This window comes from Carboxydothermus pertinax (assembly GCF_001950255.1).
GTDB classification, from domain to species: Bacteria; Bacillota; Z-2901; order Carboxydothermales; family Carboxydothermaceae; genus Carboxydothermus; species Carboxydothermus pertinax.
On sequence record NZ_BDJK01000013.1, the window covers coordinates 1 to 23,542 of the forward strand.

The window sequence follows — 23,542 nt, forward strand, 5'->3', positions numbered from 1 at the left end:
ATTTGCCCTTAATTACAAAACCCCCGTCCAATATAGAATTGAACAGGGGTTCATCTAGTATTTTTTGTGTCTACTAAGTCTTGACCAGTTCAGCCAAAACCGGGGCTTTTTTATTTTTAAAATAGCGGGTGTCAAAAATCCTTTAATACTCTTTCGGTTTTACATTTTTCTGGACCCATTCGATAATCTCCTCTAACGGTGTTCCTGGGGTAAAAAGCTCGGCAGCATAACCTTTCTTAATAAGCTCCTTTTTATCATCGTCAGGTATTATTCCACCTCCCATAACGATGATATCTCCCGCTCCCCTTTCCTCTAAAAGCTTTTTTACTTTGGGAAAAACGGTCATATGGGCACCAGATAAAATGCTGATACCCACCACATCCACATCTTCCTGAATGGCTGCCTGCACGATTTGCTCGGGGGTCTGGTGCAATCCGGTGTAAATGACCTCCATGCCCGCATCCCGAAGCGCCCTGGCCACCACCTTGGCACCGCGATCGTGACCGTCCAGTCCGGGTTTAGCTACCAGTACTCTTATTTTCCGTGTCATCTTCTCCCCTCCTCCCTTAAAAAACAGGTTTTTCTTTATATTCACCAAACACTTCTTTTAAACTTTGAATTATCTCTCCTTCGGTAGCATAAACCCGTACCGCATTTAAAATATAGGGCATTAAATTTTCAGTACCCCGCGCTGCTTCTTTTAACTCCCTTAAGGCTATTTCCACTTTTTCATTATCCCGGGTCGCCCTTAAGGATTTTACCTTCCGTTTTTGCCGTTCCTCCACCTCGGGGTCAATTTTTAATATTGGAATGTCAATCTTTTCTTCTTCTTCCACATATTCATTGACACCCACAATAATCCGTTTTTTCCGCTCCACCGCCTGCTGATAGCGGTAGGAAGCATCGGCAATTTCCTGCTGGAAGAAACCTTTATTAATGGCTTCAATAACCCCGCCCAATTCCTCGATTTTCTGGAAGTATTTTTCCGCTTCTTCTTCCATCTTATCGGTTAACGCTTCCACAAAATAGGAACCTCCCAGCGGGTCAATGGTATTAATAACGCCGGTTTCATGGGCAATAATTTGCTGGGTTCTAAGCGCAATGGTCACTGCTTTTTCTGTAGGAAGGGCTAAAACCTCATCCATGGAGTTGGTGTGCAAAGACTGGGTACCACCTAAAACTGCAGCTAAAGCCTCAAAAGCAGTACGCACGATATTGTTTTCCGGCTGCTGGGCAGTTAAGCTACATCCCGCTGTTTGGGTGTGAAATCTTAAAAGCCAGGAACGGGGATTTTTCGCCCCATATTTTTCTTTCATCCGCCGGGCCCAAATGCGCCGGGCCGCCCGAAACTTGGCGATTTCTTCAAAGAAATCCATGTGAGAGTTGAAGAAGAAAGAAAGCCTTGGGGCAAATTCATCCACATCCAGCCCGGCTTTAATTCCCGCTTCCACATAGGCAAAGCCGTCGGCTAAAGTGAAAGCTAATTCCTGGACTGCGGTTGCACCCGCTTCCCGGATGTGATAACCGGAAATACTCACTGTATTCCACCTGGGCACGTACTTGGCACCAAAGGCAAAAATATCGGTAATAATTCGCATCGAGGGCTCCGGCGGGAAAATCCAGGATTTCTGGGCAATATACTCTTTTAAGATGTCATTTTGAATGGTGCCGGAAAGCTTTTCCGAAGGCACTCCCTGCTTTTCCGCACAGGCAATATACATGGCCCATAAGACCGCAGCCGGTCCATTGATGGTCATCGAGGTGCTGACTTTATCAAGAGGTATGCCGTCAAACAGCTCTTCCATGTCAGCAAGCGAGTCTATAGCAACTCCACAGCGTCCTACTTCACCTTCGGCCCGGGGGTGGTCCGAGTCATAACCCATAATGGTCGGCATGTCAAAAGCAACAGACAAACCCGTTTGCCCTTTAGCCAAAAGAAGTTTATACCGTTCATTGGTTTCTTTTGCCGTAGCAAAACCGGAGAACTGGCGGAAAGTCCAAACCTTTCCCCGGTACATGTTGTAGTGGATTCCCCGGGTAAAAGGATATTCGCCCGGGAATCCCAATTTTTCGAGATAATCGAGACCTTCCATGTCCAGCGGTGTATAAAGGCTTTTTATAGGCTCACCGGAAATGGTTACAAAATCTTCATCGCAATCGGGGCACCTTTCCTGATATTTCTTGTACCACTCTTCATAGGCCTTTTTTAAATCGCTCATCAATCTCCCTCCCTTTGCCTTTAAAACGGATTATTTTTTACCGAGTTTTTTTGCCCACTCTCTTTCCCTCAGTTCAACCCGGCGAATTTTTCCCGATACGGTTTTGGGTAGAGCATCGATAAATTCAATCTCCCGGGGATATTTGTAGGGAGCCGTAACTTTTTTAACGTGTTCTTGCAGCTCTTTTACCAGTTCCTCGGAACCGGTATAGCCCGGCGCTAAAACCACGAAAGCTTTGACAATTTCACCGCGAATTTCATCAGGGCTTGCTACTACCGCCGCTTCGGCTACCGCCGGATGTTCGACCAGGGCACTTTCCACTTCAAAGGGCCCGATGCGGTAGCCGGCAGCTAAGATAACGTCATCGGCCCGGCCAACAAACCAGAAGTAGCCTTCTTCATCTTTAATAGCCCGGTCCCCGGTTAAGTACCACTCACCCCGGAATACCTCCGCGGTCTTGTCCGGATTTTTCCAGTATTCTTTAAATAACCCTACCGGCCGCTCCGGTTTAATTTTAATGGCAATGTTTCCTTCTTTTCCCGGAGGTAGCTCATTACCTTCATCGTCAATAATTGAAATGTAATAACCTGGAGCAGGTTTACCCATTGATCCGGGTTTTACTTCAAAGCAGGGGAAGTTCGCTACCAAGACGCAAGTTTCCGTTTGGCCGTAGCCATCTCGAATGGTAAGACCGGTAACTTCTTTCCATACTTTTATTACCTCAGGGTTTAAAGGTTCCCCTGCAGCTACGCAATGGCGTAAATGAGGAAAATTATACTGTTTTAAGTCTTCTAAAACAAATACCCGGTAAGCGGTGGGCGGTCCGCAAAAAGTGGTAATGGGGTATTTAGCTAAAAGTTCTAAAGTCTTTTTGGCATCAAATTTGCCCACTGAATGATGGACAAAAATTGCTGCCCCGCAATTCCAGGGCCCAAAAAAGCTTGACCAGGCCGCTTTTGCCCAGCCAGTATCGGACATATTCCAGTGGAGGTCATCAGGAGTTAAATCAAGCCAATATTTTCCAGTGATGTAATGGCCGATAGGGTAACTGGCATGAGTGTGGATAGTCATTTTGGGATAGCCAGTAGTCCCGGAAGTGAAAAATAATATCGCAGGATCATCGCTTTTAGTCGAGACAGTTTCATACTCCGGACTAAATTTAGCAATTTCTTCATTGAAGGAAAGCCAGCCTTCCCTCTTGCCTACCACCACCAGCTGTTTTAAGGCTGGCACCTCCGCTTTAATTTCCTCTACTTTCGGGGCGTTGTCTTCATCGGTAATAATTACGGCGGTTTCCGCGGTTTCTACCCGATATTTAATGTCTTTAGCGGTAAGCTGGGTAGTACCAGGGATAAAAATTATTCCCGCCCGAATTGCTGCTAAAAAGATTACCCACCATTCCGGAAGGCGAGGTAAAATAACTAAAACTCTGTCCCCCTGCTTTACGCCAAGAGAATTAAAGAAATTGGCAGTCTGTTTTGATAATTCTGAAAATTGTTTAAAAGTAAAACGCCGTTCATTACCGTAATCGTCCACCCAAAGCATAGCAAGCTTGTTTGGGTCTTTGGCCCAGATATCAAACGTATCCCGGGCAAAGTTAAAATACTCGGGCACCTGGTGCCGAAATTCCCGGTAAGTTTTTTCATAATCTACCATGTTTGGCATAAAAACTCCCCCTCAAAAAAAGTTTTACTACTTAAGTTATAATCCAAAAAACTGTCGCTTCCAATAAACTTACCGTGAACTGCAATTTTTGAGGGGTAAACGGTTATTTTGGCCGCTAAAACTCCACTCCCCTTCTCGATGTAATTCCATGGTCATCATAAGGATGTTTTTCTTGGGCAAAATAGGTAACGTACTCGGCATAATCTCTTAGATATAGGGGCGCTTCCCGCCCGGTTATAATTATTTCCAAATTTTTTTTACCTTTTATCTCTTTAAGAAAGGACGTTAAAATTTCTTCCTCAATTAAATTAATCTTTGCTGCTAAAGCCAGCTCATCTAATATTACTAACTGGTACTGGGAAGTGTTAATTTTATCCTTTGCCAAAAAAAATCCTTCTAAAAAAAGTTTTTTCTCTTCCTCTTCCGGATTTTGGAGGTTTACATGGCAAAGATTACAGCCAATATAAACCGGGCAGGACTTCACGCCTGCCTTTATTAAACCGGCATACGGACAGCTTTTTCCCAAACAATATTTTTCAATATCTAAAAGCTTTAACGTTTCAAATTCCCCGTAAAACCCTTCTCCCTTCATAAAACCAAAGTAACCTACCTTAAAACCATGGCCATAGGCCCTTAACATTTGGCCCAAAGCCGCAGTGCTTTTTCCTTTTCCCGGACCGTAATAAAGATGCAGCATTACTTCACCCCCAAGCGATTTAAAAGCTCTACCGCTGCTGTCTGGGGAGGCTTTAGTTTACGATTTACCTCCGCAATTAACGATTGAATCTCTGGTTTATCCAGTAAAAGCTGAAGTTTTTGGGAAACTATGTTTAAAGAAATTTCTATTATCTCGCGCTCCCGCCGGTCTTGACGCTTTTTTTCTAAAAGCTGACTATTTATTAAAAACTCAAAGTGTTTTTTTATAAATCCCAGTAATTCTGATAAACCTTCTCCTGTATTGGTAGATGTTTTTATCACCGGCGGTCGCCAAATAAGCTGTTCACCTTTTAAATCAAGCATTGTATTTATATCCATCACCATTTTTCCGGCTCCCGGCAAATCTGCTTTATTCACCACAAAAATATCAGCAATCTCCATAATCCCAGCTTTAATAGTTTGAATGCTGTCACCAGCGGTTGGAGTTAAAACCACCAGTACGGTATCGGCCACATGCATTACATCTAATTCCCCCTGGCCCACACCCACCGTTTCAATAATTATATAATCAAAACCAAAAGCATCTAATACCTTAACCACATCTTTAGTTGCCGCCGAAATACCTCCCAGACTCCCCCGGCTCCCCATGCTCCTTATATATACTCCGTCATCCACCGCGTGATTTTGCATCCTAATTCTATCCCCTAAAAGAGCTCCTCCAGTAAAAGGACTTGAAGGATCAACCGCTACTACAGCAACAGTCTTATTTTCCTTGCGACTAAGTTCAATTAAACAATCGGTCAAAGAGCTTTTCCCTGCTCCCGGTGCTCCGGTAATCCCGATTATTTGCGCTTTACCGGTATGGGGATAGAGCTTTGTTAAAACTTCCTCTTTACCCTCGCCGCCGTTTTCAACCAACGATATAATCCGGGCAAGGGCTCTCTTTTCCCCTTGCCAAAACCGCTCCAATAATTCCATCTCCTCACCCCATTAATTTAATTTTTTGATTTTTCTTAAAATATTATATGCTTTCGCTATTTTTTCCTAAAATCCTGCCTCAAAAAAAATTCCGGCGCCTTAAAACTTGCCGGAAAATTCCTCAAGCTCAGTTTTAAAAAACTTATACAAATTTTTTAATTTATTAGTTGCTTTTTCGTGGAATTCATAATAACTTACTTGCCGTTTTAAGTAGGCATAATATTTTTCCGCATGGGCTCCACCATTCACCAGTCCCCCAAGGAAAAATACCACCGCTAAAAAGCCAAAGGCTAATTTTTTATAAAAATTGTATAAAACTTTCCGCTCTTCCAGTTGATAGGTGTAAAAATAAACTACCCCAATTCCTAAAAATATTCCCGCAATAATATCAATTATCCAGTGAATGCCAAGATAAACCGTAGAAATTATTATTAATACCGATGAAATTCCTAATACGCCCATCAACCTTTTTTCCTGAAGCTTATAAGCTAAATAGAAAAAGCTTACCGAAAGGGCAGTATGAAGGCTGGGAAAATTGTTATTGATTCCCGAAAACACCCGGTACTGGGCATTGAATTGAGGATAATACTTCTCTAACAAAAGTTTAATACCCGGGTAAACCGACCAAGATTCATATACTGGCAGGTTTACGTAAAAAGGCATTGCTACTAAATAGTTGATGAGATAGATGTAAAAAAGCCCGGCAATTAAGTTTTTTTTATCGTATATTAGGCCATAATAAAGGACAGCCACAAACAATACCGGAAAAAGAAAAACATATACATAGCTAAACAAAAACACTAACCAGGCAGGGTGAAAGCTTTGTAATTTCATAATAAAAGGAGCTTCTATTTTAGCAATAAAGTACGAATAAAGATAAGAAGAGGGAAAACTACTTTCTCCTTTTAATTCAAGTATATCAAAAAATAAAAGAATAAGGATCCCGAGGAAGTAGAAAAAGTACTCCCGGGTAGTCAATAACCTTTTTATTGCTACCAGAAGGCTTTTAAAATATCCTTTGATTCCCCCGGATAAAATGACCGTTAAGAGAAAAAATGCTAAAAAGCTCAAGATGATTTTCCAGTAAAAACTTCCAAACACCGCAGTCCCCCACTTATAATCAATTTATTTCCCTATTAAGTTTATATTAAACCTTAAAGAAAGTGTCAAGAAAATAAAAAGTCTAAAACAATTTCGAAGTATTAACCTGCAACTTCAATTCTTCTTAAATTTAAATTAAATTAGTTTAAAAATTTATACATTTTCTAATATTTAGTTCATTATCTTTCGACAGTTAAAGGATTTTTTCCTTCTTATTGTCTTTTTATGAAACAAAAAAAATAAAAGTCCGGATTGTAACCGGACTTTTATTAATATTTATTTTTTTACTTAAAATACCTGTCCAATAATCCTTTTAGAGCCCGAGCATGTCTTGCTTCATCCCGGGACGATTCATCTAAGGCATCATGCACTTCGTCTAATCCTAATTCCTTTGCTTTTTTAGCAGCCTCTTTCTTGCCTTTATTAGCTTCCATTTCCCCTTTTAGCATTTTTTCAATATTTTCTTTGGTGCTGGTAGAAATTTTACCGGCAAGTTCGGCAAAACGGGCAGCATGCCAGGCTTCTTCTAAAGCAATTTTCTCTAAAACCCGGGCTACTTCCGGAAGTCCTTCCCTTTCTGCCTGCCGGGCCATGGCAAGATAAACCCCTACTTCATAGGTCTCGCCTTTAAATTCTCCTTCCACCGCACTAAGAGCTTCGGTTTCCTTGGCTACACCAATTTGGTTTTCGTTGATGAGATTTAATTCCATTTCAATCCCTCCATTATTAATAATAATTATTATTTACACTTATTATTTTAAAAAATTTATTTTTTTTGTCAAGACCTTTTGGTAAAATTTTTTTATGGTATTATTTTATCCAGGTTAAAGTTATACTATGAATGAAGGAGGAATAATCATGGCAAAAATTGAGTTTTTCAGTACTCCTACTTGCCCTTACTGTCGGATGGTACGTAAGTTTTTAAATGAAAACGGCTTTCCTTATATCGAATACGATATCACCACCGACCTTGATGCTTTTGAAAAAATGTTTAAAACCACAGGATATACAACCGTACCTACATTAATCATAAATGATCAGGAGGTAATAATTGGTTTTGACGAAGAAAAAATCCGTAAAGTTATGCAAAAAAAATAGCACATGGTATAAACCGTGTGTTATTTCTCCAATTCATAGGGCCAGTTGGCAATGCCTCCTTTTAAATTATAGACATGTTTATAGCCTTTACTTACCAGCATTTGAGCGACACTTGCCGAACGGCTTCCGGTAGCACAAACCACCAAAATTTCCTGTTCTTTATCAATTGAGGAAAGCTGTTGTTCCACTTCCCCCATGGGAATATTATGGGAGCCCGGAATTCTTACTTCTGCATATTCTACGGGCTCTCGTACATCCATTATAAAAAGCATGGGATTTTCATCAATTAACTTTTTTGCCTCAGCTGGTTCTAAATCCTGATAGCCAGTCTTAAGACAACCAGTGAAAGCAACCACAGCAAGCAGTAAAACAACTAAGCCGATGATTTTTTTCGGCAAACTTTTTACCCCTCCCCTTAAAATAAATTTAGTAAGGTATAGCGATAAGTATAAGTTAGCACAACCGCCACTAAAGTTGTGGCAGTCCAAAGAACGATTTTGTTTAACTTAGAATTTTTTCCTTTGAAGTAAGTCTCATAAAAGGCATAACCTAAAAATACAAAAGTTATCCCTAAAAAAAAGCTCCTATAAGGAGCTAGGGAGGCAAAAAAAGAAAAAGATGCTCCTCCCAGGCCTAAGGAGGCTAAAATTACCGGGCCTATTCAAGTAATACATCCTAACAGGGCAGTAATTACGGAAATAATACTACTTATTTTTTCTTTCACCCACTTCACTCCTCTTCCCCAAAACCCTCATAAACCACAGGCTAAAAATAATTAAGAGAACGCTTAAAAGCTGTTCTAGCCTAAAGGGTCCAACCCAAAAACTATCCATCCGAAAACCTTCGATTATAAAACGTCCCACCGAATACCAGAGAAGGTATTTTAAAAAGATTTCCCCAGAATATTTTTGTTTTTTCCGGTTCAGCCAAAGGTAGAGAAAGACCCCAAAATCCCAGAGTGATTCGTATAAAAAGGTGGGATGACGCCAAGCACCAGCAATATACATCGCCCAAGGAAGATTGGTAGGATAGCCGTAAGCTTCCTGATTAAAATAATTTCCCCAGCGACCTATAGACTGACCCAAAATTATGCTTGGCGCAAAAAGATCCGCCAGTTGCCAAAAGGAAAGTTTCTTAATCCGGGTATAAACAACACCTACTAAAAGGGCAGTTAAAATTCCGCCATGAAAAGCAAGTCCCCCATGCCAAATAGCAGGAATTTCAGCTGGATACTGGCGGTAATAGTCCCAGTTCCAAAGGACATACCAGATCCTAGCTCCAATCCAACCTAGAGGAGCCCCGAGTAGAACGAGATTGTAAACATGGTCCTCCTGCACATTTTTCCGCCGGGCTTCTTTTAAAGCAAGATAAGTGCCAATTAAAACACTTACCGCCATTAAAACCCCGTACCAGCGAATTTCCAATGAGCCGATTTTCAAAGCAATAGGAGAGACACCAAAAATAAACCAATTATAAATACTTCTTCAACTCCTTTTCCACTTCCGTGGCAATTTTTTCATCCACTTTAATATTTTTCTCTTCTTCTATATTTTCAATTTTCCGGCGGTTTTTCACTACTGTTAATGCCAAAATCCCTCCAGCAATAACTGCAACCGCCGGTATTATCCAGACAGTCGCAAAAAAACCACTTTTAGGCGGTTCTGCTAAAATTTTAGTGCCATATATATCGGTATAAAATTTAATTATTTCTTGTTTTGTTTTACCTTGCTCTAGCATTTGTTTAATTTGATTGCGCATCTCTTCCGCCGAGGAAGCAGGACAGTCAGCAAGGTTCATACCGCAAAAATCCGGTGCCCAAAAAGTATGGATGACATTGTTTAAAACATCTTTGTCCACTTCTCCAAAAGTTGGAGATAGCCCAGCCACCAATAGCATAATTAAAGTAATAAGAATAAACAATTTTTTTGCCGGCAAAATATTACCCCCCTAAAAAGGCTTTAAGCAAGATCCAGGCCATCTACCTCCAGGCGCTGAAACATCCATTTACCCTCTAAGTAGATTTTGACCTCATCTTTTACCGCTATTGTATTTTTCGGCACATAAACCTTAATTCCTTCTACATCATAAAGATTAAAAAATCTTTCATCCTGGGGTTTACCCACAAACACGGTGGGTAGTTGTTGCACCGGGCATCAGCCACCACCATACGCCATAAACTCTACCCTAATGGTATCCCCTTTACCTTCTAAATATTTTTTAGCTTCTTCGGTAAAGATAATGTTCATTTTCTCATCTCCCTTTCATAATCTTTATACCACACAAATTTTTTTTGGGGGGTATATTTCTTTCTTATGGCTAAAATCTATCTTTATTAATTAAGGGCACCCGCGGGGTGCCCCTTTTCAATAATACTAAATTTACTTTTTGCTTGCAAGGTATCTTTCCACATTTACCGCAGCAATAACCCCGTCCGCAGCCGCAGTTACCGCTTGGCGCACTGTTTTCTGTCGTAAGTCTCCTGCCGCAAAGACTCCGGGCAAGTTGGTACGCATTTCCTCATCGGTAATAATGTAACCCCAATCGTTCATCTGTACTTGCCCGGCAAATAAGCTGGTTTTGGGCTGGGTTCCAATGTAGACAAAAACACCATCAGTAGGTACTTTAGAAAGCTCTTTAGTTTTTAAATTTTCAATCACAACACCCGTAACGTGCTTATCTCCTTCAACTTTCCGTACTTCCGAATCCCAGATAACTTTGATCTTGGAATTGGCAAAGGCTTCTTCCTGAGCCACTTTAGAAGCCTGGAAGTGGTCAAACTGGTGAATTATCGTAACTTCCGTAGCAAACCGGGTTAAAAATACCGCTTCTTCTACCGCCGAGTTGCCGCCACCAACCACTACTACTTTCATCCCCTGGTACATTGCACCATCGCAAGTTGCGCAGTAGTGTACCCCCCGTCCTCTAAAGACGTCTTCCCCTTCGGCAGGAAGTTTTCTGGGCTCTGCTCCGGTAGCTAAGATAATGGCTGGTGCTTCGTAGATTTTATCTTCGGTGATAACTCTCTTAACTTCCCCTTCCAATTCTACTTTTAAAACCTCTTTTAAATCGTCAATTTGAGCACCAAAAGAAACCGCCTGCATTAACATATTTTGGGTTAATTCTTTACCTCTAACCGTTCCGGGCGTTCCAGGATAGTTAGCGATATGGAAAGTAGTTGCTGCCTGCCCTCCGGGTACGCTTTCATCTACCACAATAGTTCTAAGCTTAGCCCGGGAAGTATATAAGGCAGCACTTAAGCCAGCAGGGCCCCCGCCTAAAACAATTACGTCATATTTAACCGTTTCCGGAACTTCCGGCAGCAATTTTTGGTTAAAAGCTTTTTCCATGGCTTCCCGCAGCTGGCGCTTTGAAATATATCCGGTAAGCCGTTCGCCCACTTCTCGACCGTTGACATAAAATAGAACCGTGGGGCTTCCTTTGACCCCCAGTTTCTCGGCCAAGGGGCGGTTTTGCTGGCGAAAGATTTTCACAAACTTAAACTTGTCCCCATACTGCCCGGCAAGTTTTTCATAAGCTGGTGCTAACGCTTCACAAGGTGGACAATCTTCCGAATAAAAATCCACAACTACCGGTATATTACTTTTTACTACTACTTCCTCAAACTGTTCTTGATTTAAATAGATAACTTTTTCGCTCATTGTACCTCTCCCCCTTTGGGTCTTTTTATAATTTTTGCTTTATTTTTTCCAGGGTTTCGCAATCAGGGCAACCGCTTTCTACTCCCCCGGCTTTACAAGCTTTAAGACAATAGTCAATTGCTTTTAAAAGAACTTCTTTTTCTGCTGGTGTTAAAACTACCTCGGTCATTTTCATGCCCCCTGTGATATTTTTTCGTAGTTTTTCCGGAAATTAAAAGTTTATCCCGGATAAAAGGGGCATTTTTCTTTTAAACATTCTTTATTTCTTTTACTAAACATACATTTTGGTTTCATGGAAGGAAATTTTACCCCAGTAATTTCTTCTAAAATTTTGGCACCGTTAATAAGACTTATATATGCTGTCCTTTTACAGCACCGCGGCCCTCCCAAAGCTCCAATTTTTTGCAGGATTTTTCCGGTCGCTTTATTAACTTCTCCCCAACTTTCCCGGGAAAGGGGGGTTGTGCCGAAGATTACCGAAAAAGCAATTCCTATGCCCAGGGCTGCACTACAGGCCCCCCAAAGCCCACAACTACCACCAATTAATTGCTTGGCCCTGGTTACTGCATCCCTAATAGCCTTTGGGTTTTTTGGGCCGGTTAAATTTTGATAAGCTGCCACCAAGCTTGCAGCGGTTAAAGCATGATGCTCCGGTCCGTGCATGGGAAAGCCCGGTACCTGGGCAATAAACTCAAAAATGTCTACAGGGTTTTTCTCAAAAGTATTTTGGCAATAGTTGGTAATAGTTTTTAAATGCTCTCCCCGGTGGCAGTCACTGCAAACAAAGTGTCCTTGACTGCACTGGGCCTGGCTTAATTCTTCCTTACCGCAAATAAGACATTTTTTTAAGGTTGGTTCTTTTTCATAGCTAAGTTCTGCACCACATACCAGGCAACCTTCGGCATACGCCATTTTATTCCTCTCCTAATGCCTTTATTTCTTCGTTATAATAATTAACCCCAATTTCCCAAAGTTCGCGAAGGGGGCGACAGTCGGGAGCAAACACCGTTTTTTCCCGGTTATAGGCAACCGTTCCGCATCCACCCCCGCACAGGAGAGCTACTTCGCAATCGCGACACTTGGGAATGGTTAAGATTGACCTTTGTTGCCAGGGCTTAATTTTCTCTTCCCATAGTTTTACTTCGGGATAAAAGGTACCTACCATAAATTCATCCCGGCCAACATTGGCTGTGCAACCGTAAATCTTACCCTGGTAGTCAAAGGCCCACTCTTTTTTCAAGGCCGGGCAGTTATCGTAAGTAGGAAATGGCATTTCCCCATTATCCACCAAATACTTTACGCCTTTAAATTCCGGGAGGTGAAATTTTTGGAGTATTGGATATTCTTTGGAAAGTTTCGCGTACTCCGCCCATAGGGACAGGCGGTCAAAGAGGCTTTGACTCTCATCCTGACACTCGAAAAGCTCATAATTTCGCCCAATTTGGGTTTTAAATTTACTTTTTGGCAAATCCAAAAAGCCCTTGTCCTCTAAAATTTTTGCTAAATCCACTAAAGTAATGAGGTTACTTTTATCCACCACTGCCCGCAAGTTTATCGGTATACCCGCCTCTTTTAAAAGAAGCATTCCTTCAAAAATCCGGGCAAAAGTTTTACCGCCACCTTTGGTAATCCGCCGTTGGTCATGAATTTCCGGTGGCCCGTCAACGGTAATTTGAACCTCCCGTATAACACCTTTAGTTAAAATTGGCATATATTCCTTAAGAGCATAACCGTTTGTAACTATTGAAACTTCATAACCGTTAATTTTAGCTTGATAAAGAAAGTAAGCTATTACTTCCTTTTGGTACTCCGAATCAATTAATGGCTCTCCACCAAAGAGGGTTAAAAACGGTTTTTCGGGCTCGTTTTTAAAGTTTTGGTTTACATAACTAAAAAAGGCGTCTAAAACTTCTTTCGTTGGTAAGTCTTTTTTATCTTTTATCCCCTGCTGAAAGCAGTAGCTGCAGGCTAAGTTACAGTTATACGTTGGCGCAAAAAAGATCTGGGTCGGTGATGTCTTACTTATTTCTAAAAATTCCTGATAGGTTTCTAAAAGCTTTTTCTCCTCAAGTTCCCGGTTTTGGTATATATAGCCTCTTTCCTCTAGATAGGCGGTAAATTGCCGGTCAAAATTTTTAGAGGAGCCTTTTCTTAGCTCCTCTAAGTCGTTAAGATCTTTTTCTTCCAGCAAGTCCACCGCTCCGGAAAGAGGATTTAAAAGTAAGTATCTATCCTCAAAAGGTAAAACTAAATTATATTTACTGTAATACATTTTTTCTCCTCTTTTCCGGGGTAAGATTATTAGTCGTGGCAGCCCGCTACCACCTTGGAAGTCTTGGAGCAGCACTGAGCGCAACCAAGATTGTAATCACATTTGGCGGTTTGTTTTCTGGTAATTGCTTTCATCATTTCACCTCCTTTTCTTGGTGCCTTTAATAGTTAAACTGGCAAAAGGATAGCCATTTTTTTGATATTCCCGCCGTTTTAAGATTTCTAATTTAAATCCTGCTTCCTCAATATAACGTAAATATTTAGATTCTTCTTCAGCTCCAGCAAAACATTGAGCCCAGAGTTCCTCATCCTTTTTTATCTCCGGTGGAAGTTCTACCAGGCTTACCGGGTCAGATACCACAAAATAGCCATCGGCTTTTAAAACCCGGTAAATTTCTTGATAAACTTTAAGTTTATCCCGGGCGTGATTTAGGGCGCAGTTGGAAAGTATCACATCAAAACTTTCGGCAATAAAAGGCAGGTGCTCAATTTCTCCTCTTACAAACAAAACATTATTAACGCCCTGTTCTTTTGCCTGCCTTAATCCCTTTTCTAAAAGTTTTTCAGTAATATCAAGACCTACCACAAGGCCTGGAGCTACAATTTTTGCCGCTTTTATCGTTTCCTGGCCGTTACCACACCCCAAGTCTAAAACTGTCATGCCAGGTTTTAAACTTCCCACCGCCAGGTTATTGCCACAGGAGAGCCCTTCTCCGGATTCTTTTTCATACCGGGCAATTATTTTCTCAAGCATAATTACCCCCTAATTGGTAAGGTCAATAGCGTTATAGGGGCAGAATTTTCGGCAATAACCGCAGCCCTGGCAGGACGGTCCCACATAATATTCGTCATCTTCTTTAACAATAGCATAAGCTGGACAATTCTGCTGGGGCAGGCAAACTTCACAATTTTGGCACCGCTCATAAATTATTACCGCTTGCTTTTTTGCAAACACTGTAAATCTCCCTTTTCTCTTTTTTAGAATACTTACTTCGCTAAAGCTCTTTCTAACTTTTCCCGAAAAACATTTTCCGGCTGGTAGCCAATAATAGTGTCAAGCACTTTTCCATCTTTAAAGAGCATGATGGTAGGAATACTCATAATCCCCAAAGCAATAGCCGTCTCCCGGTTTTCATCAACATTTAATTTACCAACTTTGACTTTACCCAGGTAGTCAATGGCAAGCCGTTCAATAATAGGCGCCACCATCCGGCAAGGGGCGCACCATTCGGCCCAAAAATCAACTAAAACCGGCATTTGGGAATTTATGACTTCCTCTTCAAAATTAGCATCGGTAAATTTTAAAACCATTTGTTTCTCCTCCTTTTAATCTTTTATACCTATTATTCCCCAGTGAGCTTCACTCACGCTTATTTTTGCAGAAGGTGTTAACCCTGCTTTTTCAAGGTAAAATAGCCCCTCTTCCACCGAAATCCGGTGGTGGATTGGCGGACCATAGGCCATGTCTTTTTTCTCCCAGTCAATAATAATTAGTTTTCCCTGTTTCTTTAATTTTTGAATTAATTTTTTTAATACCGCTTCTTTATCGGAAAGTTCGTGAAGTACTGTAGCAAGAAAGATAACATCAAACTCGGGAAAATCCAAAGGTAATGTACCATCTCCTGAAACCAACGCAGTTTTTATATTGGTAAGCCCCTCTTTAGCAGCGTCTTCTTCTAAATCCACAAGATTTTCCGGGGAAATGTCAACGGCATAAACCATCCCAGCATTACCGGTCTTTTTAGCTAACGGCAAAGCAAAATAGCCTATCCCCGCCCCGTAATCTAAAATTATATCACCAGGGGTTATCGGGAATTTAGCCACTGTTTCGTCCGGTGGTAAAAGTTTTTTTCGCATTTCGCTTTTAAGTTTCTGCCGGTTCGTGGGATTAAAAACATGTCCCGCCTCTTTTTCGCCAATCGCCTTTTTGAGTTCAGCAATCTCCTCTTCCAATTCTTCTTTTTCAATTACCATTTCCGGTTTGACCGAATGGGCCGGCCACCGGGCTAAAAGGTCCCGATACCGCTTTTCTAATTCTTTTAATTTTGCTAACTGATCCATAAGTTTTAGCCTCCCAGGCTAAAGGTTAAATTCCTCAACCAAAGGATGTACAACCGGAACTTCCAATGGAGATAGAACCACTACTAGATTGGCTTCCCCCTAAAATGCCAAAACCAGTTAAAAGCTGTTTTACACGGTTACTTTCACATTTAGGACATACCACTTTGTCCCGCTCGTTAATAGAAGCCCAGGCAGTAAATTTTTCGCCACAAGCTTCACAGCGGAAATCGTACCGTGGCATTTCTAACCTCCTCCCTTACTCTTTTACGATTATAGTATGATGTTTCTTTCGCTGTCAATATTATTTGTGTAAATTTTATGTTACTCCAAAATCCCTGATTTTTTAAAGAGCTGGATGAAATTTAAGATAAATTGCAGCTCTTTTTCATTTAAGGTACAAATACTGCTTATAAGAGACTGCACATTAGGCGTAAGTAAAAGTTCCCTTAATTCCGGACTCATTAAGTTTAGCATTTGTTCCGGCGATGTTTGCTCTAAAATAAAGTAACAGGGAGTAGTTCCTAAAACTTCCGCTAATTTTTCAATAGTTTTCAAAGACGGTTGAACTTTTCCTTGCTCAATTTGGCCAATTAATCCCGGAGAAACACCAGCCTGGTTCGCTAATTCTGCTTGGGTTAGTCCCATGTCTTCCCGCAGTTTCTTTAATTTATAACCAAGGGAATGCTCTTTCCCCATTAAATCGGCAACCGATACCCCTAACTCCTCGGCAATCCTCCGCAAAGTGGCGATAGAAGGGTTAACCGTATCCCGCTCAATTTCACTCAAATAGGAAACGGAAATCCCTGCCCGCTGGGCAAGTTCGCCGATAGTAAGCTTCCTTTCTTCCCGCACTAACCGGATTTTTTCCCCTAAAGTAAGACTGGTTTCTAATTGGTCAGTATCTAAAATTTGCGCTTTATTGACATTTAGAGCCTTGGCAATTTTATCAATGGTTTTAAGGGAAGGCTTTTTGGAACCTCTTTCAATTTCACTTAAATAAGATATGGAAAGACCAGCTTTTTTCGAAAGATCATTAAGCGTAAGCCCCCGTTCCTCCCTAAGTTCGCGAATTTTATTACCCTTTACAGTCATCCCCTACACCTCTTTTTTTCATTTTTTGATTATACTATTATCATATATTACTTATACTAAAAACGTCAACAATTTTTAGCGAAATTTTCGCTATTTACGTAAAACCCCTACCAGCGTTATTTTGTGCCAGTAGGGGAATGTTTACCAATCAATTATCTTTATCTCTAACGGCAAATTTTTTAAGGTTGCAATAAGCTCCTCCCGCATCGTTTCGGTAGTGTAAATTGCAACTCTTGCTTTTTTCGGGTCTACCGTATGACCTATCCCCAGGCCGTTAAAACCTTCTAAAAGAAAATCTAAAAAAACAATTTCCCTGGGATTTACCTCAACCAGTACTGTTTCCTGTTTGTTCATTCTTCACACCCCCCCTGGGTAGTCTGCGAATTAAACTATATTCCGGCACCGGGGGAAATCCTTCTAAATAATAATGCATTTGGGGATGAGGAGTAGAAGTAATTTCTTTTAACTCCTCATCGTAAAGTTTTTCCGCTACCCCTTTAATTACCTGTCCCTCGGGAGTAAAAATTTCTAAAGGATCTCCCGCTTCTATTTTTCCCCTCTGTTCCACATGACATAAGCCTGCTTCAAAGCCCCGGATAATTCCAACAAACTCATATTCTAAAGTATAGTATTCTTTGTCCACTCTACCTTGCTTGGGTTTCCCATATAAAAATCCTTTATTATAGGGCCGATGGCTAATTTTTAAAAGCTCCTTCCTTTTTTCCGGGTTAAGGGTTTTACCGTCTAAAGCTAAAGTTAAAGCTTCTTTATAAATTCGGGCTGTAGTTGCTACATAATGAACTGATTTCATCCGCCCTTCTATTTTAAAACTGTTTATCCCAATTCCTACCAATTCGGGCAATTCTTCAATTAATGAAAGGTCATAGGAGTTAAAAATATAGCTTCCCCGCTCATCTTCTTCAATGGGGAAAAACTGGCCCGGTGCTTTTTCTTCATAAAGATGAAAAGGCCAGCGACATACTTGTGCACAATCCCCTAAGTTAGCATCCCGTCCGGTAAGATAATTACTTAAAAGGCATCTTCCGGAATAGGAAATGCACATGGCTCCATGGACGAACATTTCCAGTTCAATTTCCGTATTTTTACGAATTTCCGCAATTTCCTCTAAGGTGAGCTCCCGGGCTAAAACAATTCTTTTTGCCCCCAATTCTTCCCAGAATTTTACTGCTTCAAGGTTCGTAGTATTGGCCTGGGTACTAATGTGGATCGGTACACCCGGAAGGTAGTTTTTTACCAAGCGAAAAACCCCCGGGTCAGCCACAATCACCCCGTCCGGTTCTATCTGGCTTAAAAATTCCAAATAGGAAGGAAGTTCTTTAATATCGTCATTATGGGCAAAAATATTAATGGCAATGTAAATTTTGCGCTTAAATCCCCGGGCTATTTCCCGGGCCTTTTTTAATTCCTCCCAGGTAAAATTTCCAGCTCGAGCCCGAAGGCCATATTTAGGTCCTGCCAGATAAACCGCATCGGCACCATAAACAAAGGCAAAAATAAGCTTTTCTAAATTTCCTGCGGGGGCTAAAATTTCGTAGTTCACATTACGCCTCCTTAAGGCAGATATTTTTTCACATTTTGCAAATGTTCCTGATAGGTTTTGGCAAAGGCATGATAACCATCCGGTCGGGCCACATAAAAAAGGTAGTCATGTTTTGCTGGATTTAAAGCTGCTTTAATCGAAGAAAGTCCAGGACTGGCAATTGGCCCAGGGGGTAATCCCCGGTATTTATAAGTATTATAGGGTGAATCTATTTTTAAATCTTTCGCAGAAAGCCTGAGTTTATGCCGCCCCAGAGCATATTCAACCGTGGGACAAAGTTCTAAAAGCATTCCTTTCTGCAAACGGTTATAAATTACCCCGGAAATCAAAGGCCTTTCCGCTGCCATCTTTGCTTCTAATTCCACGAGGGACGCTAATGTTATCAACTGATGCAAAGTAAATCCTCGTTTTTGTGCTTCTACTATAAGGTTTTCAGTTTGGACAATTGAGTTAAATTTTTTTAGCATCTTGCCAAGGATTTCTTCTTCATCATCATTATAAGAAATTTCATAGGTTGCCGGAAAAAGATAACCTTCCAGTTTGTACTGGACCTTTTCCGGTACTTCCTTTAAATACGGGTAATTATAAGGAGGGTTTTGGGCTAAAGCTAAAACTTTTTGCTCATTATAACCGAAGCTAGCCAGGAGTTTAGCTATTTTTACTACATTATACCCTTCGGGAATAGTAATTTTAAAGGTTAGACTTTTACCTTCAACTACTGTTTTTACAATTTCTGGTGTGCTCATGCTTTTAGTTAAAGCATAAGTTCCAGCCTGTAATTTAGGAGCCAACCCCCGATAGCGAAGGTATAAAAGAAAAGCAGTTTCATTTTTTATTAAATCCTTTTCCTTTAAAGTTCGGGCAATTGTTTCCGGTGGCATCCCTTTTTTGATATTAACAATTATAAGTTTATGGTCAGCCAAGTTTACAGGGCTTATATTTTTTTGCCACCAGTACCAAAAGCCAAAAAATCCAGCTAAAACTACAATTATTAAAGCTATTATACTATAAAGAATTTTTTTCATCCGCTACCACTCTTTTCCCAACGATTTAAGAAGCCAAGTGTAACTTTAACCGAATTTTCCTGCTATTTGCAAATTTATTTTTTGAGAATTTTTCCTGAAACTTATTCTATTTTAAAAAAAGAATTTAATCTTAAGAAAGCTTTGCCTTAAACTTCAAAACAAGCGTTTTAATATATTTTACCTCTTCCACCTTAAAAACCACAAGTAAAACAAAATATAAAGCTACCCCAAGCAAAATAGCAACAAATAGGGCGAAGGCCTGTCCTTTAAATAGTAACCAGGCGTAAATTTTATAGACAAAAATCCCCATTATAAAAGAGGCAACTAAAGATTTAACAAAAAAACTTTTCATTTCCCGGTCGAAAAGATTCCCGATTTTCTTCTGGGCAAAGTAAAAGTAAAGTAAATTACTTAAAATTACGGCAAAACTTGTTCCCAAAGCCAAGCCACGATGTGCCATAAAGCGAACAAAAATAAGGTTAAGCCCGATATTTCCCAAAACAGCTAAAGCTCCAACTTTTAAGGGCGTAATCGTATCGTTTAGTGAATAAAAAAAGCGCGTTAAAACCGCATTAAATACGTAAAATACGATGGCCAGGCTATAAAAAAAGAGGGCACCAGAAGTTAAGGCCGTAGCCCGGGCATCAAAAGCTCCCCGTTCAAAAAGTACGGCCACAATGGGCGTAGCTAAAACCATCATTCCGACCTGGGCTGGCAGAGAAATCACACTGCTTATTTTTAAACCAAAGCGGGTTAGTTCAATTAGTCTCGTTTTTTCCCCTTGGGCGGCAAAAACCGATAGGCTTGGAAAAATTGCACTTGATACTGCTAAAGAAATTACCCCTAGGGGTAGCTGGTAAAGTTTTGAAGCATAATTTAAAGCCGAAATACTACCTTCTGTAAGACCAGATGCTAACATTCGGTCTACTAATAAATTTATTTGGGAAAAGGTAGTCCCAATAATTACCGGCAAAAACATCTTCCAGGCTTTAACTACTGCCGGGTGATGGATATCAAAAACCGGCTTATAACTAAAACCTATTTTTTTCAAAGCTGGCAGCATTATTAAAAGGTAAATAATCCAACCCGCCAAGGTCCCTCCTACCAGAGCAAGAATTCCCTGAGTTTTTCCAAAAAGGAAAAGGACGGCAATTAAAAGAACATTATTTAGCACCGGGCCTAATGCCGGGGTAAAAAAATGCTGATAGGCATTTAAAACCCCGGTAAAAATCTGGGCTAAACTCATTAAAGCAGCTAAAGGAAAGAGCCAGGTAGCAAGCATCCGGGCTGTAGTCAAAGTGCTTCCATGAAACCCATAACCAACAAAGTTCATTAAGTAAGGAGCAGTAAAAACGCCTATAACCATTATTAACCCTAAAGCTAAAAAAGCCAGAGTCAGAATCGAATTAGTAACATATGTTGCCTCTTTATACTCTTTTTGGGAAAGGTATTCATTAATTATCGGAATAACTACTACCATTAATCCGCCCCCAATAAAGCTTGCAAAAAAAGTAGGTACAACTTGCGCTGCAAGATAAGCATCAATTATTTTTGAAGCTCCAAATATAGCTGCCAAAGCCATTTCCCGAACGAAGCCCAATATTCTGCTTAATAACGTTAGAGCCATTATAAGGATTGTTGCTTTAAACACTACTTTTTTCGACATTTACCGCTCATACCCCCGGGGATTTTTTTCGTGCCAATCCCAGGCAGTTTTTACAATTATTTTAATATCTTCGTATCTTGGGGTAAAACCAAGCTCCCGCTGAATTTTTTCCGAGGAAGCAACCAGTACTGCGGGATCCCCGGGACGACGTTGTCCATAGCGAACTTTTACCTTAAATCCCGTAACTTCTTCGGCAACTTTAATAATTTCTTTTACGGAAAAACCTTTTTGGTTACCAAGATTATAAATACCACTTTCTTCTTTATAAAGTTTTTTTAAAGACAGAATATGGGCCCAAGCCAGGTCATTAACGTGAATATAATCGCGAATACAGGTTCCATCGGGAGTAGGATAATCGGTTCCATATACCGTTAATTCTTCAATTTCACCCAAGATAACTTTTAAAACAATGGGTATTAAATGGGTTTCAGGATTGTGGTCTTCGCCGATGCCTCCCTCGGGATCCGCACCTGCCGCGTTAAAATACCTTAAGGAAACATAATTAAACCCATGGATTTTTCTATACCACTCCAGACACTGTTCAATACAAAGCTTAGTGTAACCGTAAACGTTGGTTGGATTTTGCGGAAACTCTTCATTAATTGGCCAGGTTGCAGGTTCTCCATAAACCGCTGCAGTGCTGGAAAAAACAATATTTTTAACGTTAGCTTTTAACATTACTTTAAGTAAAGTTAAAGTTTTACTGATATTTTCCTCAAAATATTTTTCCGGCTGCAACATTGACTCCCCCACTAAACTTTATGCAGCCATATGAATTACCGCTTTAATATCGTGTTTTTGAAATATTTCGGTTAAAAGATTTTCATCCCCAAAATCTCCCACAATTAATTTCGCTTTTTTATCTACAGCCTTTCGATGACCTTTGGAAAGGTTGTCCAGAACTAAAACCTCTTCATCTTCCCGGCAAAGTTGGCGAACGATATGGGAGCCGATATATCCCGCCCCTCCGGTAACTAAGATCATCCTTATCCTCTCCCCTTTTAATATACAAAATCATCTACCGAAGATTCTTTAGTTTTCACTGGAACTTTTTTACTTCCTACCAGTATAATTTTATTCATTGGCTTATAATAGCTATCCCGCAGGCTTTCAACTTTTACTACCCGGCCATTTTCGTAAATCACCCGCTGGGCCTTAGCATATTTACCATTAATACCTTGCTGTTTGACTACCTTTTGGCCCTCGGGCAGTGTGGGGTCTTTTATCAGAATGGTCTTGTAAGGATATGTTTTTGTAACCCAGCTTTTAATTACCACGTGTTTTCTTAAACTGGCATCGCCAAAAATTTTAAAAGTAATCCGATTACCATTAACGTAAGATTTTATATAAAGATAACACGGCAGATTATTTTTAAATTTTAAGTCCTTTCCTGTATCGGTAACAGTAGCATCACGGCCCGGTGGTACATAGGCTACCGGCAGCGAATGGTTTGAACGCTCGACAATCGGTAAATTAGCCAGTAATACCGCATTATAAAGCGTAGTGGAAACCTGACAAACTCCGCCGCCTAACGCTTCCACCAACTGATCCCGCAAAATTACCGGAGCATTTTTATACCCTTCTTTTGCACTTCTCGGTCCAACGGTTTTATTAAATGAAAAAACTTCTCCTGGAGCAACCAGGATACCATTTAATTTTCCTGCGGCCACTCCGATATTATAAGACCGGTTGACTTTGGATATATCAAAGCTAGTGGTAAAACTCGATAAAAGGCCGGTTAGCCGCATCTTTTTTATGTCTTCGGTGGTTTTATCCGGTAATACTTCTTTTAGTTTAAGATTTACTTCTAAAGGCTTGGCTAACAGCCCTTTACGCACTTCTGTTTGGGCCTGGGCCATATCCAAGGTTATACCCGTTTTATGGGGAATAATTTCAAAAGTATCATTGGGTAAAAGACGGAACTCAGCATTTTTTGGTTCTACATAAATCTCTTTATTGATTTGGTTAAGTTTGGCCAAAAGGAGCTTTTCATCAAACTTCACAAGGTATTTAAGATCTACAGGATTTTTTAAAAGTTGTTTTCTTGCTAAAACTTGTTTGAAAAAAAACCCTTTCCGACCAATTTCATAGGCTCTTTTATACATTAAGTCGGTTTTTAGAGAAATGCCCAGTTCGCCTTTAGTATAAGTCCAGGATTTATTTCCAAGGGTAAATACTACTTTTTGGTTTTTAACTTCGTCATTTAGTTCTTGAAGATATTTCCTAAATTCGTTAAAAGTCATGCCGCCTACGGGTTTACCTTCAACTGATACGCCATAGGCGATTTTCCCCTCGTAAGGTTTTATATAGGTGTAGTAGGCAAACCCCACAATGCCACCCACTACCATAAACGTAAAAGCGAAAACTACCGTTAGAATGATATAGAGCTTTTTCATTTTCCCCCACCTAAATCAAAAATTTTATACCCTTATATAATACTACCACTTTTTGTTTTTTCCTCTTACCCATAAAAAAAGAAAGCTCTAAAA

At 40.4% G+C, this 23,542-nt stretch carries 28 protein-coding genes and 1 pseudogene; 1 reads left to right on the forward strand and 28 read right to left on the reverse strand.

Going from position 1 to position 23,542, the window contains the following annotated elements; all coding sequences use genetic code 11:
* Positions 1-142 precede the first annotated feature (142 nt).
* The 7 genes from cpu_RS04730 to cpu_RS04760 form a co-directional block, all read right to left on the reverse strand.
* Positions 143-550 carry a cobalamin B12-binding domain-containing protein gene (locus tag cpu_RS04730; protein ID WP_075858895.1) on the reverse strand — a complete coding sequence of 136 codons (408 nt, stop codon included), beginning with the start codon at positions 548-550 and terminating at the stop codon, positions 143-145.
* 16 nt (positions 551-566) lie between these two features.
* Positions 567-2,219, reverse strand: a complete 1,653-nt coding sequence (locus cpu_RS04735; protein ID WP_075858896.1) for an acyl-CoA mutase large subunit family protein — start codon at positions 2,217-2,219, stop codon at positions 567-569.
* Between the two features lie 30 nt (positions 2,220-2,249).
* Positions 2,250-3,884 (reverse strand): AMP-binding protein, encoded by a 1,635-nt coding sequence (locus tag cpu_RS04740; RefSeq protein ID WP_075858897.1) that lies wholly within the window; start codon positions 3,882-3,884, stop codon positions 2,250-2,252.
* Between the two features lie 115 nt (positions 3,885-3,999).
* Positions 4,000-4,581: a cob(I)yrinic acid a,c-diamide adenosyltransferase gene (locus cpu_RS04745; RefSeq protein WP_075858898.1), complete on the reverse strand. Its 582-nt coding sequence runs from the start codon at positions 4,579-4,581 to the stop codon at positions 4,000-4,002.
* A complete protein-coding gene (gene meaB / locus cpu_RS04750; RefSeq protein WP_075858899.1) occupies positions 4,581-5,519 on the reverse strand; it encodes a methylmalonyl Co-A mutase-associated GTPase MeaB in 939 nt (312 codons plus the stop codon). Before meaB ends, cpu_RS04745 begins: the two co-directional genes overlap by 1 nt.
* Before the next feature lie 99 nt (positions 5,520-5,618).
* Positions 5,619-6,620, reverse strand: a complete 1,002-nt coding sequence (locus cpu_RS04755) for a phosphatase PAP2 family protein (RefSeq protein ID WP_075858900.1) — start codon at positions 6,618-6,620, stop codon at positions 5,619-5,621.
* A gap of 284 nt (positions 6,621-6,904) precedes the next feature.
* Entirely contained in the window at positions 6,905-7,330 is a 426-nt protein-coding gene (locus cpu_RS04760; protein ID WP_075858901.1) for a ferritin-like domain-containing protein, read from the reverse strand.
* 148 nt (positions 7,331-7,478) lie between these two features.
* On the opposite strand from cpu_RS04760, the gene cpu_RS04765 reads away from it, so the two are divergent.
* The gene (locus tag cpu_RS04765; RefSeq protein WP_075858902.1) at positions 7,479-7,718 is read left to right on the forward strand and encodes a glutaredoxin family protein; all 240 of its coding nucleotides are present in this window, start codon (positions 7,479-7,481) and stop codon (positions 7,716-7,718) included.
* A gap of 20 nt (positions 7,719-7,738) precedes the next feature.
* Here the strand turns inward: cpu_RS04765 and cpu_RS04770 are convergent, their stop codons facing one another.
* The 21 genes and pseudogenes from cpu_RS04770 to cpu_RS04860 all read right to left on the reverse strand — a co-directional run bounded on the left by cpu_RS04770 (position 7,739) and on the right by cpu_RS04860 (position 23,449).
* Positions 7,739-8,116: a rhodanese-like domain-containing protein gene (locus tag cpu_RS04770; protein ID WP_075858903.1), complete on the reverse strand. Its 378-nt coding sequence runs from the start codon at positions 8,114-8,116 to the stop codon at positions 7,739-7,741.
* Between the two features lie 17 nt (positions 8,117-8,133).
* The gene (locus cpu_RS14380) at positions 8,134-8,442 is read right to left on the reverse strand and encodes a mercuric transport selenoprotein (protein WP_501161793.1); all 309 of its coding nucleotides are present in this window, start codon (positions 8,440-8,442) and stop codon (positions 8,134-8,136) included.
* A complete protein-coding gene (gene lgt, locus cpu_RS04775; RefSeq protein WP_268761774.1) occupies positions 8,423-9,157 on the reverse strand; it encodes a prolipoprotein diacylglyceryl transferase in 735 nt (244 codons plus the stop codon). Before lgt ends, cpu_RS14380 begins: the two co-directional genes overlap by 20 nt.
* A 31-nt stretch (positions 9,158-9,188) precedes the next feature.
* Complete coding sequence (locus cpu_RS04780; protein WP_075858905.1) at positions 9,189-9,653, reverse strand: cytochrome c-type biogenesis protein; 465 nt, start codon at positions 9,651-9,653, stop codon at positions 9,189-9,191.
* Between the two features lie 23 nt (positions 9,654-9,676).
* A complete protein-coding gene (locus tag cpu_RS04785) occupies positions 9,677-9,964 on the reverse strand; it encodes a CC/Se motif family (seleno)protein (protein ID WP_264175347.1) in 288 nt (95 codons plus the stop codon).
* A 132-nt stretch (positions 9,965-10,096) separates the two neighbouring features.
* On the reverse strand, positions 10,097-11,377 hold the full coding sequence (gene trxB / locus cpu_RS04790) for a thioredoxin-disulfide reductase (RefSeq protein ID WP_075858907.1): 1,281 nt from the start codon (positions 11,375-11,377) through the stop codon (positions 10,097-10,099).
* 25 nt (positions 11,378-11,402) lie between these two features.
* Positions 11,403-11,546 (reverse strand): hypothetical protein, encoded by a 144-nt coding sequence (locus cpu_RS13755; RefSeq protein WP_200800638.1) that lies wholly within the window; start codon positions 11,544-11,546, stop codon positions 11,403-11,405.
* 50 nt (positions 11,547-11,596) lie between these two features.
* Positions 11,597-12,289, reverse strand: coding sequence for a DUF5714 domain-containing protein (locus cpu_RS04795; RefSeq protein ID WP_075858908.1), 693 nt, complete (start codon positions 12,287-12,289; stop codon positions 11,597-11,599).
* Position 12,290: 1 nt separating this feature from the next.
* A complete protein-coding gene (locus tag cpu_RS04800) occupies positions 12,291-13,649 on the reverse strand; it encodes a radical SAM/SPASM domain-containing protein (protein WP_075858909.1) in 1,359 nt (452 codons plus the stop codon).
* 138 nt (positions 13,650-13,787) lie between these two features.
* Positions 13,788-14,402 carry a methyltransferase domain-containing protein gene (locus cpu_RS04805; protein WP_075858910.1) on the reverse strand — a complete coding sequence of 205 codons (615 nt, stop codon included), beginning with the start codon at positions 14,400-14,402 and terminating at the stop codon, positions 13,788-13,790.
* A gap of 9 nt (positions 14,403-14,411) precedes the next feature.
* Entirely contained in the window at positions 14,412-14,603 is a 192-nt protein-coding gene (locus tag cpu_RS04810) for a 4Fe-4S binding protein (RefSeq protein WP_075858911.1), read from the reverse strand.
* Positions 14,604-14,635: 32 nt separating this feature from the next.
* On the reverse strand, positions 14,636-14,959 hold the full coding sequence (gene trxA / locus cpu_RS04815) for a thioredoxin (RefSeq protein WP_075858912.1): 324 nt from the start codon (positions 14,957-14,959) through the stop codon (positions 14,636-14,638).
* A gap of 15 nt (positions 14,960-14,974) precedes the next feature.
* Positions 14,975-15,709 (reverse strand): class I SAM-dependent methyltransferase, encoded by a 735-nt coding sequence (locus tag cpu_RS04820; RefSeq protein ID WP_075858913.1) that lies wholly within the window; start codon positions 15,707-15,709, stop codon positions 14,975-14,977.
* A 34-nt stretch (positions 15,710-15,743) separates the two neighbouring features.
* Positions 15,744-15,950, reverse strand: a complete 207-nt coding sequence (locus cpu_RS04825; protein ID WP_075858914.1) for an FmdB family zinc ribbon protein — start codon at positions 15,948-15,950, stop codon at positions 15,744-15,746.
* 80 nt (positions 15,951-16,030) lie between these two features.
* Entirely contained in the window at positions 16,031-16,801 is a 771-nt protein-coding gene (locus tag cpu_RS04830; protein WP_075858915.1) for a helix-turn-helix domain-containing protein, read from the reverse strand.
* A 141-nt stretch (positions 16,802-16,942) separates the two neighbouring features.
* Positions 16,943-17,155, reverse strand: a complete 213-nt coding sequence (locus cpu_RS04835; RefSeq protein ID WP_075858916.1) for a DUF4911 domain-containing protein — start codon at positions 17,153-17,155, stop codon at positions 16,943-16,945.
* A complete protein-coding gene (locus tag cpu_RS04840) occupies positions 17,127-18,362 on the reverse strand; it encodes a peptidase U32 family protein (protein ID WP_075858917.1) in 1,236 nt (411 codons plus the stop codon). Before cpu_RS04840 ends, cpu_RS04835 begins: the two co-directional genes overlap by 29 nt.
* 11 nt (positions 18,363-18,373) lie before the next feature.
* Positions 18,374-19,387 (reverse strand): endolytic transglycosylase MltG, encoded by a 1,014-nt coding sequence (gene mltG / locus cpu_RS04845; RefSeq protein WP_075858918.1) that lies wholly within the window; start codon positions 19,385-19,387, stop codon positions 18,374-18,376.
* A 130-nt stretch (positions 19,388-19,517) separates the two neighbouring features.
* On the reverse strand, positions 19,518-21,053 hold the full coding sequence (gene murJ, locus cpu_RS04850) for a murein biosynthesis integral membrane protein MurJ (RefSeq protein WP_075858919.1): 1,536 nt from the start codon (positions 21,051-21,053) through the stop codon (positions 19,518-19,520).
* Positions 21,054-22,037: pseudogene (gene galE, locus cpu_RS04855) on the reverse strand (UDP-glucose 4-epimerase GalE).
* Between the two features lie 17 nt (positions 22,038-22,054).
* Entirely contained in the window at positions 22,055-23,449 is a 1,395-nt protein-coding gene (locus tag cpu_RS04860) for a VanW family protein (RefSeq protein ID WP_075858920.1), read from the reverse strand.
* Between the last annotated feature and the right edge of the window lie 93 nt (positions 23,450-23,542).

Bases quoted from the DNA above. Each gene is read 5' to 3' on its own strand.
- cpu_RS04805 (WP_075858910.1), bottom strand. From the start codon at position 14,402: ATGCTTGAGAAAATAATTGCCCGGTATGAAAAAGAATCCGGAGAAGGG.
- trxA (WP_075858912.1), bottom strand. From the start codon at position 14,959: ATGGTTTTAAAATTTACCGATGCTAATTTTGAAGAGGAAGTCATAAAT.
- cpu_RS04760 (WP_075858901.1), bottom strand. From the start codon at position 7,330: ATGGAATTAAATCTCATCAACGAAAACCAAATTGGTGTAGCCAAGGAA.
- murJ (WP_075858919.1), bottom strand. From the start codon at position 21,053: ATGTCGAAAAAAGTAGTGTTTAAAGCAACAATCCTTATAATGGCTCTA.
- cpu_RS04835 (WP_075858916.1), bottom strand. From the start codon at position 17,155: ATGAACAAACAGGAAACAGTACTGGTTGAGGTAAATCCCAGGGAAATT.
- cpu_RS13755 (WP_200800638.1), bottom strand. From the start codon at position 11,546: ATGACCGAGGTAGTTTTAACACCAGCAGAAAAAGAAGTTCTTTTAAAA.
- cpu_RS04735 (WP_075858896.1), bottom strand. From the start codon at position 2,219: ATGAGCGATTTAAAAAAGGCCTATGAAGAGTGGTACAAGAAATATCAG.
- cpu_RS04825 (WP_075858914.1), bottom strand. From the start codon at position 15,950: ATGCCACGGTACGATTTCCGCTGTGAAGCTTGTGGCGAAAAATTTACT.
- trxB (WP_075858907.1), bottom strand. From the start codon at position 11,377: ATGAGCGAAAAAGTTATCTATTTAAATCAAGAACAGTTTGAGGAAGTA.
- cpu_RS04745 (WP_075858898.1), bottom strand. From the start codon at position 4,581: ATGCTGCATCTTTATTACGGTCCGGGAAAAGGAAAAAGCACTGCGGCT.
- cpu_RS04800 (WP_075858909.1), bottom strand. From the start codon at position 13,649: ATGTATTACAGTAAATATAATTTAGTTTTACCTTTTGAGGATAGATAC.
- cpu_RS04830 (WP_075858915.1), bottom strand. From the start codon at position 16,801: ATGACTGTAAAGGGTAATAAAATTCGCGAACTTAGGGAGGAACGGGGG.
- cpu_RS04795 (WP_075858908.1), bottom strand. From the start codon at position 12,289: ATGGCGTATGCCGAAGGTTGCCTGGTATGTGGTGCAGAACTTAGCTAT.
- meaB (WP_075858899.1), bottom strand. From the start codon at position 5,519: ATGGAATTATTGGAGCGGTTTTGGCAAGGGGAAAAGAGAGCCCTTGCC.
- cpu_RS04765 (WP_075858902.1), top strand. From the start codon at position 7,479: ATGGCAAAAATTGAGTTTTTCAGTACTCCTACTTGCCCTTACTGTCGG.
- cpu_RS04860 (WP_075858920.1), bottom strand. From the start codon at position 23,449: ATGAAAAAGCTCTATATCATTCTAACGGTAGTTTTCGCTTTTACGTTT.
- mltG (WP_075858918.1), bottom strand. From the start codon at position 19,387: ATGAAAAAAATTCTTTATAGTATAATAGCTTTAATAATTGTAGTTTTA.
- cpu_RS04740 (WP_075858897.1), bottom strand. From the start codon at position 3,884: ATGCCAAACATGGTAGATTATGAAAAAACTTACCGGGAATTTCGGCAC.
- cpu_RS04730 (WP_075858895.1), bottom strand. From the start codon at position 550: ATGACACGGAAAATAAGAGTACTGGTAGCTAAACCCGGACTGGACGGT.
- cpu_RS04820 (WP_075858913.1), bottom strand. From the start codon at position 15,709: ATGGATCAGTTAGCAAAATTAAAAGAATTAGAAAAGCGGTATCGGGAC.